Source organism: Curtobacterium sp. MCBD17_028 (genome assembly GCF_003234875.1).
GTDB lineage: Bacteria > Actinomycetota > Actinomycetes > Actinomycetales > Microbacteriaceae > Curtobacterium.
This window is the reverse complement of sequence record NZ_QKTQ01000021.1, coordinates 1-12,186: the sequence shown is the minus strand read 5'-3', so window position 1 is coordinate 12,186 and position 12,186 is coordinate 1. Positions and strand designations below refer to the sequence as shown.

The following is a 12,186-nucleotide window of genomic DNA, read 5'->3' as shown; positions in this document are numbered from 1 at the left end:
AACCCGAGGAGCACCATGACGAGCACCTCCAGCACCGGTCTCAGCCGACGCGGCTTCCTCACCGGAGCCGCCGGCGTGGCCGCCGCCGCCGCCACCACGATCTCCCTCGCCGGGTGTTCGACCCGCGCGTCGAGCGCGGACGAGCCACTGCAGTTCTGGCAGTTCTACGCGCCACTGTCCGGGACCGGCCAGGTGAAGACGCAGAGCGACTGGTTCGAGAAGGCCGTGCGCGACTGGAACACCCGGCACCGCCAACAGGTCCGGAACGTGTACATCCCGAACTTCACCGACCCGTCGAACACACGGCTGGCCACGGCCTTCGCGTCCGGCGACGGCCCCGACGTGTTCCTGATCAGTCCGGGCGACTTCCTCCGCTACTCGAACGGCGGCGCGCTGCTCGACCTCGCGCCGTACATGACGCAGGAGGCCATCGACGACTTCGACCCCGACATCCTCGCGACGCGCCGGATCGGCAAGGGCGTCTACGGGCTGCCGATGGAGGTCGAGCCGCTCGCGATGTACTACAGCGTGCCGGCCTGGGAGAAGGCGCACCTGAGCGAGGGCGACATCCCCAGGACCTGGGACCAGATGCTGGACGTCGCGCACCGGCTCACGACCGACAAGCAGTCCGGGCTCGTGTTCGAGACGGTGCCCGGCTACTTCCAGAACTTCACCTGGTACCCGTGGATGTGGCAGGGCGGCGGTGACGTCGTCGACGAGCACCAGAAGCCGTCGTTCGACAGCGCGCCGGTCACCGCGGCGCTCGAGCTCTTCGGCCGGTCGGTGTCGACCGGGGTGGCGCCGCGGACCGATCCGGCCGCAGGGGACCTCCCTGGCGCCTTCGCCGCGGGCTACGCCGCCATGTGGCAGTCGGGCATCTGGCAGGTCGCGGGGTTCCGCGGCGAGCAACCGAAGTTCGACTACGGGATCTTCCCGCTCCCCACGCCGCCCGGCGGGACCCCACGGACCGTGCTGGGAGGGTGGGCCTGGTGTGTGAACGCGCGCGGACGGAACCCCGAGGCCGCCGCGAAGTTCGTCGTCGAGACCGTCGGGAGCATGGCGGACGACAGCGTCCAACGGTTGGTCGACTGGTGCACGGTCGCCAAGTCCGACATGCCGCCACGGCGGTCCGTGGACCGGGTGATGCAGGCGAAGGGCGCGTACGACGACGCGAAGCTCAAGTTCTTCCACGACGTCGTCCTGCCGACCGGTCGCGGTGAGCCGCGGTACCCACCGGTCGTGTACAAGGCGATCTCCGACGCGATCCAGCAGGTGCAGGCAGCCGGCGGCGACGCGGCAGGACAAGCGGCGCGGGCCGAGTCCGCCATCGAGGCATTCATGCAGACCTACCAGGGAGCGACGCTGCTGTGACCACCACCATCCGCGCGGACCGGACGACGACGTCCGGGACCGGCTCTGCCGCGGCACCGCCGCGTCGGCGCACGGCAGGACGCGCACGCGCCCGCCGAGAGGGCTTCGCAGCACTGCTGTTCCTGCTGCCCGACTCCCTCGGCCTGCTGCTGTTCGTCTTCATCCCGATGGTCATCGCGATCGTGCTCGGGTTCTTCCGGCTCGACGGCTTCGGCAACCTGACGTACATCGGCGTCCAGAACTACGTCCGGATGGTGCACGACCCGGCGTTCCTGCAGAGCGCGGGCGTCACCGTGACGTACCTCGTCGTGCTCGTGCCGTCGGTGTTCGTCGTGTCGCTGCTCCTCGCCCTGCTCGTCCAGCAGCGGATCCCGTTCATCGGCGCCATCCGCAGCGCCCTGTTCGCGCCCTACGTGATCAGCCTCGTCGTCGTCGGGCTCATGTGGCAGTTCCTGCTCTCGGACAAGGTCGGCTACGTCAACCAGCTGCTCGCGACCGTCGGGGTGCACGGGATCTCATGGCTCGGCGATCCGCGGTACACGCTCGGCACCGTCGTCGTGATCAGCATCTGGTTCCAGATGGGCTACTACATGGTGATCTTCCTGTCGGGGCTGCAGGACATCCCCGCGGAGCTGTACGAGGCGGCCCGCATCGACGGCGCGACCGCGTGGCAGCGGTTCTGGTCGATCACCTGGCCGATGCTCCGGCCGACGGCGCTCTTCGTGCTCATCACGGTCACGATCGCCGTCATCACGGGCGGCTTCGACCTCATCTACATCCTGACCGGCGGTGGGCCGGCCGACTCGACCTCGCTGCTCATCTTCTACATCTACCAACAGGCGTTCCTCTACGGCGAGTACGGGTACGCGGCGGCCATCGGGTCCGTCCTCGTCCTCGTGCTCCTCGCCTGGAGCGCATTCATGTTCCGCATCACGAAGGGAGGGCGGATCGATGACGAGTAGCGATCTCCGAATCGACGACCCAGCGGTGTCCGTGCCGGGACAGACGGGCGACGGACGCGCGCCCCGGCTGCGGCGGACGCGCGAACGGCGGTGGACGCGGAAGAACACGATCCTGTTCGTGGTCGGCGTCGTCGTCGGTGTCCTCGCGATCTTCCCGCTCGTGTACATGGTGCTCAGCTCGTTCAAGGGCGAGTCCGAGATCTTCAGCGGCTCGTTGCTCCCGGCGCACTGGACCCTGTCGAACTTCGTCTACGTCTTCACGCAGGTCCCGTTCGCGCGGTACATGCTAAACAGCGCGTTCGTCTCGGCGGTCGTGACGGTCGCGGCACTCTGGTTCCACTCGATGGCCGCGTACGCACTCGCCCGCCTGCGGCTCCGCGGTCGCGAGACGGTGTTCCTCATCATCTTCTCGACGCTGCTCGTCAGCTTGCCGGTCGTCCTGATCCCGGAGTTCGAGATCGTCCGGCTCCTCGGCATGCTCGACAGCTACTGGGGCCTGATCGTGCCGTCGATCTTCAACGCCTTCGGGATCTTCCTGCTCCGGCAGTTCTACATGGGGCTCCCCGACGAGCTGGAGGAGGCCGCACTCGTCGACGGCGCGGGGTACTGGCGGATCTACTGGAGCGTCGTGCTCCCCCTGTCCCGGCCGATCCTGTCCGCGCTGGCGGTGTTCTTCTTCCTGGCGAACTGGAACTCGTTCGTGTGGCCCCTGACCATCACGTCGAACCCGAACCTGCGCGTGGTGCAGGTCGGGATCGCGACGTTCCACCAGCAGTACGCCTCGTCCGAGAGCTACATCGTCGCGGCGTCGACCGTGGCGGCGATCCCGACACTGCTCCTGTTCTTCTTCTTCCAGAAGCAGATCACCGAGTCGATCAAGACGGCCGGGTTCAAGTGATCGCCGGGCGGCGGCCCGCCGGACCCGCGGACAGGAGCGGGCGGACGACGGCCGGGCCGAGGGGCTGCTGAACGCCCCCCCGCGAGGTGTTCGGTCTATTCGCGCAGGCCAGTATTGGCACAGATCGCGGATCCCAGGACTGACGGGCGTTCCACGGGTTTCTAGGATTCGTTCCACGCCACCGAAGGGGGACGAACCTGATTCCGCACCGTCGCGGAAACTGATCGGCGTTGACCGGGTAGACCTACGACTCCCTACATGGTGGAGCGGTAGAGGGCATGCTGCCGCCGCTCTCCGCGATTCTCTTCAGAATTGGACAGCCCAGCTCCAAGACGGACGGGAGGCGCGGTGCCGAGCTGCAAGCTGGCACCGCGCCTCCCGTCCGTCTCGGAGCTGCTGTGTAGGTGTACTCAGGGGACAAGGACGGCTCGTCCGGGGATCTTGCCGGTGGCGAGCCGCTGGAAGACCTCGTTGATCTCGGACAGCGGGTACTGCTCGATGTTCGAGACGAGCCGTCCGGAGCGGGCGAGTGCGAGGACTTCCTCGAGCTCGTTGCGGGTACCCCAGTTGCTCGTCATCATCGCCGCGTTGCTCGGGAGCGAGAAGAACGAGAACGGGAAGCTGCCACCGGCGAGACCGACGAGCACGAACAGCCCGTCACGTCCGACGGCACCAGCGCCGAGCGCCATCGTCGCGTCGATGCCGACGAAGTCGACGACGGCGGCGGCACCGTCCTCGCCGGTGATCGCCTTGATCTGCTCCGCCGCGTCGGCGTCCCGCGGGTCGATGACGTGGTCCGCGCCGAGGCTGCGCGCGGTCTCCCGCTTCTGCTCGTCGGTGTCGACCACGATGAGCGTCGCCGGCGACAGGAGCTTGAAGAACTGGACGCCGTACTGACCGAGCCCGCCGGCCCCGATGAGAACCGCCGTGGTGCCGGGGACGAGGTAGGGCAGCGTCTTCTTCACGGCCGAGTACGGTGTGAGGGCTGCGTCGGTGAGCGGTGCTGCCGTGACGGGGTCGAGGCCGTCGGCGTGCAGGAGCTCACGCACCGACGGGACGACGAGGTACTCGGCGTACCCGCCCTCGGGCCCCATGCCGCCCCAGAGGAACAGGTTGCAGAGCTGCTCCTGACCGCCGAGGCAGAAGCGGCAGTGCCCGCAACCCCAGCCGCCGAAGACGACGACCGCGTCGCCGACCTCGAAGCCCTGGCCTTCCGCGCCGGGTCCGAAGGACTCGATCCAACCGGCGTTCTCGTGCCCGAGGGTGAGCGGGAGCTTGATCGCCTGCTGCTCGCCCGTCTTGGTGTGCAGGTCCGAGTGGCAGGCTCCAGCGCCTGCGATCCGGATCAGCACCTGGCCCGGACCCGGCGTCGGGACGGGGACGTCCTCGATGACGAAGTCCGTTCCGGGTGCGTTCAGTCGTGCTGCCTTCATGGTGTGCTGTCCTTATTTCTCATTCCGGCCAGCGGTCTGCCAGCCGTGGTCCACTTCGGTGCCGGTGGGCACACGCGTCTTTGCCGCGCCGGTCAAGGCTTCGGCACGGTCGTCTCGCGGACGGAGCGGCCCTGCGGCGAACGCATCGAGCGCTTCGGCGTAGACGGCGGCTGGGTCACCTCCGGAGGTGACCATGACCTCGAGCGCGATCCGGAGGGCACTGGCCACTGCCGCGGCAGCGGTTCGAGCCTGCAGCGAGTCGACTGGCACCCCGAGTCGGGGTGCCAGGATCGGGGCTACGGAGCGTTCACCGTCGTGCAGCTTCCGGATGAAGACGGACCACATCTCCGGGTCCTCGAAGACCAGCGGCAGGATCGCTCGAGTACGGACACGCGCGTCTTCGAACAGAGTCGTGTGGAACGCCTGAACGAGCACCTCGAGCAGCGGCGCATCAGGACGGGCCCCGGTGATCATCGCGTTCGACGCGCGGATGGTGGCGTCGAACATCGGCCCGACGGACTCCGCCTTGATCGGGAAGTACCGGTAGAAGGAACGCGGGGAGATACCCACAGCGTCCGCGATCTCCGCGATGGAGATGTCCGTTGTGCCACGAGCGATGAACAGTTCGCAGCACCGCTCTGATGCGCGCAGGCGCGACCCTTCCAGTGCAGTCAGACCGTCCTCGCTCACATGACGTCACGATACGCCTGACGGGCAGAAACTGCCAGTTCAGTAGGAGCTCTGGGACGGGGCGGAACGAGACGGAAACGAAAGAGCACCTGGGGGCACGGCCACCAGGTGCTCTTCGGTTCACCGTCAGCGCCAGGTTGAGAGGGTCTGCACCAGCGGGGGGCTGCTGCAGGTTCGGTTGACTCCTTGACGTGTGAGCATCTGGTCCCCGCTGGAAGGATGTCGATCATGCCCAAGCCGTGTCCGGAGGAGTTCCGACGCGACGTGATCGCGGTCGCTCGTCGGGGCGAGATCCCGTTGACGCAGGTCGCGAAGGACTTCGGGATATCCGAGGGGACCGTGACGAACTGGTTGCGTCGTGCGGACGTCGATGACGGCTTCAAGCCCGGTGTCACGAGCGCGGAGAACGCCGAGTTGCGGGAGTTGCGGAAACGGAACCGGCTGCTGGAGCAGGAGAACGAGATCCTCCGTCGAGCGGCCGTGTTTCTGTCCCAGGCGCACCTCACGAAATGATGTCCCCGCTGGGCCGCGAACTCGCCGCCGTCCGGATCCCGGTCGCGGTGACCTGTCGGCTCCGCCTCCAGGATTCGAACCCGGACCCCACAGCTCCAAAGGCTGATGTGCTGCCGTTACACCAAGGCGGACCACGCCCGAAGGCGCCCCGACATCATCCCATGCAGCATCCGCCGCCCCGTGCGCCCGCCGGCCAGCGCGACCATCAGTCGGCCGGGAGGCCCGCCACCAGCACGCACCGCCCCTCCCGTCCAGCGACCAACCGGACCATCCGCCGGCCGGGAGGCCCACCACCAACCTGCGCCGCCCCTCCCGTCCGCCGCCACCGCTGCCATGATGGACGGATGCCGCAGGAGGACGAGGTCGACCGCATCGTCGCGGCGTGGCATCGCGAGCGACCGGACCTCGACTTCGCGCCGCTGCACGTGCTGTCGCGGGTGGGGCGGCTGGCCCGGCACCTCGACCGGGCGCGGCGGACGGCGTTCGCGGCCGGGGACATGGAGTCGTGGGAGTTCGACGTCCTGTCGGCGCTGCGCCGCGCGGGCGAGCCGTACGAGCTGAGCCCGAAGGCGCTGCTGCAGCAGACCCTGGTGTCGAGCGGCACGATGACGAACCGCGTGGACCGCCTGGCGGACCGGGGGCTCGTCGAGCGGCGGACGGACCCCAGCGACGGGCGAGGGGTCCTCGTCACGCTGACGCCCGAGGGCCGGACGGCGGTCGACGCCGCGATCGCGGGACTGGTCGAGGCCGAGGCTGCGATCCTCGCGGACCTCTCCCCCACCGACCGGACGCAGCTGGCGGGGCTGCTCCGCTCGCTGAGCATCAGCCTGGGCGACTGAGCCGTGCGTATGGTCCAGACGTTCCTGTCCGAGACGATCCCGCGGGTCGTCGAGCCGGTTCTCGACGCGATGCTCACGCCCGAGGAGCGGGAGTCGGTCCAGATCGGGATCGTCACCGCACTGCCGGGCAGGAGCCCGTTCCGCCAGCCCTCCGACGGCACCTGGATCCGCATCGGCGCGGAGTTCGTCCCCGACGCGCTGGCAGCGCCCGAGGAGCGCGTTCCGCTCCGGCTCGACGCACCGCTCGGCGAGAACGAGCACCAGGTCGAAGTCACGATGGCCGACGAGAGCGTCGGGATCTTCCTACAGGAGGACGAGCCCGACGACCGCTTCGCCTGGCGCTTCGCCAACGACGTGCAGGACTTCGTCGGGGAGAGCCGGTTCGCGTGGGGACAGCTCCGCCCGCTGCCGGACTGGGTGCACGACCCCTGGGCCTGACCCCGAGTGCGCGCCCCGACGACAACTGCGCGGTCGTCAGCGCGGCGCACTTGTCGTCGGCACGCCCGGTCATGCCGCGCCGCGCCCCGCGGCCCGTCGCGCCGCCCGCCCGTCGCGCCCGCCCGTCGCGGCCGCCCGCCCGGCACCTACGCCCCGAGCAGCTCCGCGACCTCGAGCCACCGCGTCTCGAGCTGCTCGAGCTCCGCATCGACCGCCGCGAGCTTCGCTTGGAGCTCCCCGAGCCCGGCGTAGTCCGCCTGGTCGTGGGCCGCGAACGCGTCGAGCACCTGCTGCCGGTCCTGCCCTGCGCGGGCGATGCGCCGGTCGAGCGAGGACATCTCCTTCTCGGCGGCCCGCCGGTCCGCACCGCTGACGGCCGGGAGGCCCGCCGCCGGACCCGCCCCGTCCCTCCCGGCCGACGCCGAACCGGCACCCGCCGCACCGGCACCCGCCGCACCGGCACCCGCCGAACCGGCAACAGCACCACCGGCACCGGCGGAACCGGCGCCCCCGCGCGCGCCCGCACCGGCCGCCGCGGCCACCCGTGCCGTCGCCGCGGACGCATCCCGCGGCGCAGCCGACCCGGCCGCACGGAGCCGCATGTACTCCTCGACCCCACCGGGCAGGTGCCGGAAGCGGTGCCCGAGCACGGCGTACTGCTGGTCGGTGACGCGTTCGAGCAGGTACCGGTCGTGCGAGACGACGAGCAGGGTGCCGGGCCACGAGTCGAGCAGGTCCTCCATGGCGGCGAGCATGTCGGTGTCGAGGTCGTTCGTCGGCTCGTCGAGGATGAGCACGTTCGGCTCGTCGAGCAGGATGAGCATGAGCTGGAGGCGCCGCTTCTGCCCGCCGGACAGGTCCTTGACCGGGGTGGACAGCTGGGCCGACGAGAACCCGAGGCGCTCGAGCAGCTGCGACGGCGTCATCTCCTTGCCGTCGGCGACGTACGTGGTCTTCTTGCGGCCGACGACCTCGCGCACGCGGTCCTCGGCGTACTGCTGCAGGTCGGCGAGCTGCTGGTCGAGCATCGCGATCTGCACGGTCTTGCCGGTCTTGACCTTGCCGCTCGTGGGCTGGATCTTCTGGGACACCAGCCCGAGCAGCGTCGACTTGCCCGCACCGTTCGGGCCGAGGATCCCGGTCCGCTCCCCCGGTGCGATGCGCCACTCGACGTGCTCGAGCACGGGTTCGGGCGCCTCGGGCCACTGCACGCCGGCGTCGAGCACGTCGACGACGTCCTTGCCGAGCCGCGCGGTCGCCATCTGCGACAGGGCGACCGTGTCGCGCACGGGCGGGACGTCGGCGATGAGCTCGTTCGCTGCGTCGATGCGGAACTTCGGCTTGCTCGTGCGGGCCGGCGCGCCGCGGCGCAGCCACGCGAGCTCCTTCCGCATGAGGTTCTGTCGGCGGGACTCGGTCGCGGCGGCCATCCGGTCCCGCTCCACCCGCTGCAGCACGTACGCGGCGTACCCGCCCTCGAACGGCTCGACGATGCCGTCGTGGACCTCCCACGTCGTCGTCGAGACCTCGTCGAGGAACCACCGGTCGTGCGTGACGACCACGAGGCCGCCCTGGTTCGCCGCCCACCGCTTGCGGCAGTGCTCGGCCAGCCATGCGATGCCCTCGACGTCGAGGTGGTTCGTCGGCTCGTCGAGGAACAGCACGTCCCAGTCCCCGACCAGGAGGCGCGCCAACGCCACTCGACGCCGCTGGCCGCCCGACAGGTCGTCGACCAGGCCGTCCCAGTCGACGTCCGCCACGAGTCCGCTGATCACGTCGCGGATGCGCGCGTCCCCGGCCCACTCGTGCTCGGCGAGGTCACCGACCACGACGTGGCCGACGGTCTCGCCCGCGGGCAGGTCGTCGCGCTGGTCGAGGAACCCGACGGTCACGCCGCGACGCTGGGTCACCCGGCCGCCGTCGGGCTCGATCCGCTGTGCGAGCAGGCTCATGAGCGTCGACTTGCCGTCGCCGTTGCGTCCGACGACGCCGATCCGGTCGCCCTCGTCGATGCCGAGCGAGACGCTGTCGAAGACGACGCGCGTCGGGTACTCGAGGTGCAGGTTCTCAGCGCCAAGCAGATGTGCCACCCCTTGAGGGTAGGCGGACGGGGCCGTGCGCGCGGTCGCGGCCCCGCTCCTCCCGTTCGTGCGCGTCCCCGAGTGGGCGGCCCGAGCGCGCGTCCCCAAGTGCGCGTCCCGACGACAAGTGCGCATGCGGGCGCGTGCGCACTTGTCGTCGGCATGCGCGGTTCCCGTGCGTCAGGCCGCGTAGCCGCCCGACGCGATGTCCTCGACGAGCGTCGGACCCGTCGGGGTCCAGCCGAGGACCTCCTGCGTACGGGTGCTGCTCGCCGACAGGTCCATGCCGAAGAACATCCCCATGAAGCCGAAGTGCTCCTGCGCCGCCGCGGGGTCGATCGACTCGACGGGGAGGCCGTCCGCACCGCCGATGGCCTCCGCGATCGCCTTCGTGGGGACGCCCGCTTCCGCCACGATGTGCAGAACGAGGCCCGGCGTGGCCTGCTCGAGGCCGAGACGCACGGCCCGCGCGGCATCCCGCACGTGAACGGCTGCCCAGCGGTGCTCGCCGTCGCCGATGTACGCGGCCGATCCAGCACGACGGTCGGCGTCGGCGATGATCTTCACGAAGCCGTGGTCCCCGGCCCCGTGCACCGACGGCGCGAAGCGCAGGCTCACGGGGACGACGCCGTGCTCCGCGAACTCGAGCGCGAGGTTCTCCGTCCCGCCGCGCGGTGCGTCCGGCCCGTGGCTCGGGTTCGGGTCCGCCTCGGTCGCAGGACGCCCGGGGGTCAGCCCGGCGACGCCCGCCGCGACGAGGAACGGCTTGCCCGTGCCGACGAGCGTGTCACCGATCGTCTGCACGGCCGCACGCTCGGTCCGGTTCGTCCCGGCCTGGTCCGACCAGTCGTGCTTGTTCGCCAGGTGGATGACGGCGTCGGCGCGCTGGCTGCCGGTGCGGAGGGCGTCGAGGTCGTCGAGGTCGCCGCGGAGGACCTCCGCGCCCTTGCCCTCGAGGCTCGCGGCTGAGGCGTCCGATCGTGCCAGGCCGATGACCTGGTGTCCGTTCGCGATCAGCTCGTCCGTGACTGCGGTCCCGATCCAGCCCGATGCTCCTGTGATGAAGGCGCGCATGGCGTGGCCTCCTCCCGGTCGCGGACGCGCCGCGACCCTCGATGTCAGTGTCTGACATGGACAGTAGCACCGAAGTCAGTCGCTGTCATCAGTATGATCGTCGGATGGTTCGATGGACACCCGGGACGCGGGATCGGCTCCGCGACGCTGCCCTCGAGCTCTTCGCCCAGCAGGGCATCGAGGAGACGACCGTCGCCGAGATCGCCGCTGCCGTCGGGGTGACCGAGCGCACGTTCTTCCGCCACTTCGCGGACAAGCGCGAGGTCCTGTTCGCCGGGCAGGAGCACTTCCAAGCGGCGTTCGTCGACGCGGCCGCCGGAGCGCCTCGGGACACCACGCCGCTCGAGGCGGTCCGCCTCGCGGTGATCACGGGAGGGTCCTGGTTCGAGGACGATCACCGCGCGTTCTCCCGCCGCCGACAGGGCGTCATCCTGGCGAACTCCGGCCTGTACGAGCGGGAGCTCCTCAAGATGGCGGCGCTGTCCCGTGCCATGCGTGACACACTGCGCGCCCGTGACGTCGACGAACCCACAGCGACGCTCGCGGCCGAAACCGGCACGATGGTGTTCCGACTCGCGTTCGAGCAGTGGATCGCGGACGACGAGACCCGTTCGGTGCCCGAGATCGCCCGAGAACGCTTCGAGCAGCTCGACGCCCTCCACGCCGCGGACTAGCGTCACACCCTGCGCCGCACCTGTCCTGAACCAGATCGCAACGCGGCGAGCGGCCTCGCGGCACCCGTCGGACGACGACTGACCCGAGCGCGGCCAGGAACACGAGGTCCGGCGCAGCGTAAGCGCTCGAGCTCGCCTTCCGGGTCGAGGCACCACCGGCGCGCGCGATGGTGCTCCCGCCTCCCGGTCTCGAGGACGCGTTCCCAGTCGTCCCGCCCTGGTCGGACTCCGCCGAGGAGGATCGCCCACTCGATCGCGTCCTCGAAGCGCATCCTCGGCGTTCGCAGATGCTCCTTCACGACCTCGCGGCTCCCGCCCAACTGCAGGCGGAGGTGCGGAAGTCGGTAGGTACTCCGACCATCGGGGTGCCAGTGCATCAGGAACACCTCTTCCGCGCGCAGGACGAAGCGGTACCGGTAGGCGGACGTCGACACGCTCCACCCGCCCGGGCGCTGTCGGAGCAGATAGTGCATCTGCGCGTCCAAGCGCATGCCGCTCCCGAGGTCCACACCCTTGCCGCCGTTGGGGTCCCAGGCTCTCGTTCGGCCCGGGTCACTCGGCGCCTCGCCGGTCGTGATCTTCGCAGCGGTGGGCAAGCAGCAACGGCTCGACGCAGCGGCTCCATGAACCGCTCGACGGCCTGCCTTGGTGTCCGTGCTGCCACGGGTCAGTCAGCGAACGGAAGCATGAGGATCAGGCGGATGATCTGATCGTCGTCGGTGCCGTCGTAGGCACCAGCTTCGAGCCGTGCCCGAAAGGTCTCGAGCGGAATGCCGAGCGTCTCGCGCACGGCTTCGTCCACCATCGCCCGCCCCTGCTCCGCCGTCAGTTCTTCGACCACCACCGTGTCGAGCGTTCCCGGTTCCATGTCACTCCCCCGCGACCAGACCCCCTGGCCCTCATCGCGATGCAGCCTATGCCGCGAACAGCGGCACCCCAGCATCGCGTGTATGTCGTACATCGCGACAGCCGCGAGGGGACGAGGGGTGGGGCGCGGCTGGCGGCTGACCTCGCCCGTCCGTTCCGGAGCGGAGAGGACGCGCCGCCACGGAGGACGTGGTGTGCTCCCGAACGATGGATCAGCTGTCGGACGACGACCAGGTCGTCGGTGTGGACGGACGCAGCATCTGCCGGGGCATGCAACGACGAACCCGATGCCGGACGACGATCGGTTCGTCGAAATCAGGCGGAAGGGGGTCCGGGGCTGTCTCTT

12 protein-coding genes and 1 tRNA gene are annotated in these 12,186 nt (G+C 69.9%); 7 read left to right on the top strand and 6 right to left on the bottom strand.

What is annotated here, in order from left to right:
• The first annotated feature begins 15 nt into the window (after window positions 1-15).
• Genes DEI86_RS15195 through DEI86_RS15185 form a run of 3 tightly spaced genes read left to right on the top strand, consistent with a single transcriptional unit; the run spans window position 16 to window position 3,231 of the window.
• On the top strand, window positions 16-1,371 hold the full coding sequence (locus tag DEI86_RS15195; protein WP_111014058.1) for an ABC transporter substrate-binding protein: 1,356 nt from the start codon (window positions 16-18) through the stop codon (window positions 1,369-1,371).
• Window positions 1,368-2,333: a carbohydrate ABC transporter permease gene (locus tag DEI86_RS15190; protein ID WP_258376576.1), complete on the top strand. Its 966-nt coding sequence runs from the start codon at window positions 1,368-1,370 to the stop codon at window positions 2,331-2,333. The genes DEI86_RS15195 and DEI86_RS15190 overlap by 4 nt, the downstream gene beginning before the upstream one ends.
• The gene (locus DEI86_RS15185; RefSeq protein WP_111050074.1) at window positions 2,323-3,231 is read left to right on the top strand and encodes a carbohydrate ABC transporter permease; all 909 of its coding nucleotides are present in this window, start codon (window positions 2,323-2,325) and stop codon (window positions 3,229-3,231) included. Before DEI86_RS15190 ends, DEI86_RS15185 begins: the two co-directional genes overlap by 11 nt.
• A 410-nt stretch (window positions 3,232-3,641) precedes the next feature.
• Here DEI86_RS15185 and DEI86_RS15180 read toward each other — a convergent pair whose 3' ends face one another.
• Window positions 3,642-4,664 carry an NAD(P)-dependent alcohol dehydrogenase gene (locus DEI86_RS15180; RefSeq protein WP_111050073.1) on the bottom strand — a complete coding sequence of 341 codons (1,023 nt, stop codon included), beginning with the start codon at window positions 4,662-4,664 and terminating at the stop codon, window positions 3,642-3,644.
• Window positions 4,665-4,676: 12 nt separating this feature from the next.
• Window positions 4,677-5,354 (bottom strand): TetR/AcrR family transcriptional regulator, encoded by a 678-nt coding sequence (locus tag DEI86_RS15175; RefSeq protein ID WP_111050072.1) that lies wholly within the window; start codon window positions 5,352-5,354, stop codon window positions 4,677-4,679.
• A 228-nt stretch (window positions 5,355-5,582) separates the two neighbouring features.
• Here DEI86_RS15175 and DEI86_RS16745 point away from each other — a divergent pair, with 228 nt between their 5' ends.
• A complete protein-coding gene (locus DEI86_RS16745; RefSeq protein ID WP_220038532.1) occupies window positions 5,583-5,867 on the top strand; it encodes a hypothetical protein in 285 nt (94 codons plus the stop codon).
• Window positions 5,868-5,926: 59 nt separating this feature from the next.
• Here DEI86_RS16745 and DEI86_RS15165 read toward each other — a convergent pair.
• Window positions 5,927-5,998, bottom strand: a tRNA-Gln gene (locus DEI86_RS15165).
• Between the two features lie 213 nt (window positions 5,999-6,211).
• Between DEI86_RS15165 and DEI86_RS15160 the strand changes: the two genes are divergently transcribed.
• Together DEI86_RS15160 and DEI86_RS15155 are read left to right on the top strand one after the other, a co-directional pair.
• On the top strand, window positions 6,212-6,706 hold the full coding sequence (locus tag DEI86_RS15160) for a MarR family winged helix-turn-helix transcriptional regulator (protein ID WP_111037106.1): 495 nt from the start codon (window positions 6,212-6,214) through the stop codon (window positions 6,704-6,706).
• Between the two features lie 9 nt (window positions 6,707-6,715).
• A complete protein-coding gene (locus tag DEI86_RS15155) occupies window positions 6,716-7,144 on the top strand; it encodes a hypothetical protein (RefSeq protein ID WP_111050071.1) in 429 nt (142 codons plus the stop codon).
• A gap of 146 nt (window positions 7,145-7,290) precedes the next feature.
• Here the strand turns inward: DEI86_RS15155 and DEI86_RS15150 are convergent, their stop codons facing one another.
• Window positions 7,291-9,234, bottom strand: a complete 1,944-nt coding sequence (locus DEI86_RS15150; protein ID WP_111050070.1) for an ABC-F family ATP-binding cassette domain-containing protein — start codon at window positions 9,232-9,234, stop codon at window positions 7,291-7,293.
• Window positions 9,235-9,405: 171 nt separating this feature from the next.
• Window positions 9,406-10,299, bottom strand: a complete 894-nt coding sequence (locus tag DEI86_RS15145; RefSeq protein WP_111050069.1) for an SDR family oxidoreductase — start codon at window positions 10,297-10,299, stop codon at window positions 9,406-9,408.
• 104 nt (window positions 10,300-10,403) lie between these two features.
• Here DEI86_RS15145 and DEI86_RS15140 point away from each other — a divergent pair, with 104 nt between their 5' ends.
• Window positions 10,404-10,973, top strand: a complete 570-nt coding sequence (locus tag DEI86_RS15140) for a TetR/AcrR family transcriptional regulator (RefSeq protein ID WP_111037099.1) — start codon at window positions 10,404-10,406, stop codon at window positions 10,971-10,973.
• A 667-nt stretch (window positions 10,974-11,640) separates the two neighbouring features.
• Here the strand turns inward: DEI86_RS15140 and DEI86_RS15130 are convergent.
• Window positions 11,641-11,841, bottom strand: a complete 201-nt coding sequence (locus DEI86_RS15130) for a hypothetical protein (RefSeq protein ID WP_146244965.1) — start codon at window positions 11,839-11,841, stop codon at window positions 11,641-11,643.
• Between the last annotated feature and the right edge of the window lie 345 nt (window positions 11,842-12,186).

Coding starts and splice junctions, on each gene's coding strand:
- DEI86_RS15195 (WP_111014058.1), top strand. CDS start 16: ATGACGAGCACCTCCAGCACCGGTCTCAGCCGACGCGGCTTCCTCACC.
- DEI86_RS15185 (WP_111050074.1), top strand. CDS start 2,323: ATGACGAGTAGCGATCTCCGAATCGACGACCCAGCGGTGTCCGTGCCG.
- DEI86_RS15180 (WP_111050073.1), bottom strand. CDS start 4,664: ATGAAGGCAGCACGACTGAACGCACCCGGAACGGACTTCGTCATCGAG.
- DEI86_RS16745 (WP_220038532.1), top strand. CDS start 5,583: ATGCCCAAGCCGTGTCCGGAGGAGTTCCGACGCGACGTGATCGCGGTC.
- DEI86_RS15160 (WP_111037106.1), top strand. CDS start 6,212: ATGCCGCAGGAGGACGAGGTCGACCGCATCGTCGCGGCGTGGCATCGC.
- DEI86_RS15155 (WP_111050071.1), top strand. CDS start 6,716: ATGGTCCAGACGTTCCTGTCCGAGACGATCCCGCGGGTCGTCGAGCCG.
- DEI86_RS15145 (WP_111050069.1), bottom strand. CDS start 10,299: ATGCGCGCCTTCATCACAGGAGCATCGGGCTGGATCGGGACCGCAGTC.
- DEI86_RS15140 (WP_111037099.1), top strand. CDS start 10,404: ATGGTTCGATGGACACCCGGGACGCGGGATCGGCTCCGCGACGCTGCC.
- DEI86_RS15130 (WP_146244965.1), bottom strand. CDS start 11,841: ATGGAACCGGGAACGCTCGACACGGTGGTGGTCGAAGAACTGACGGCG.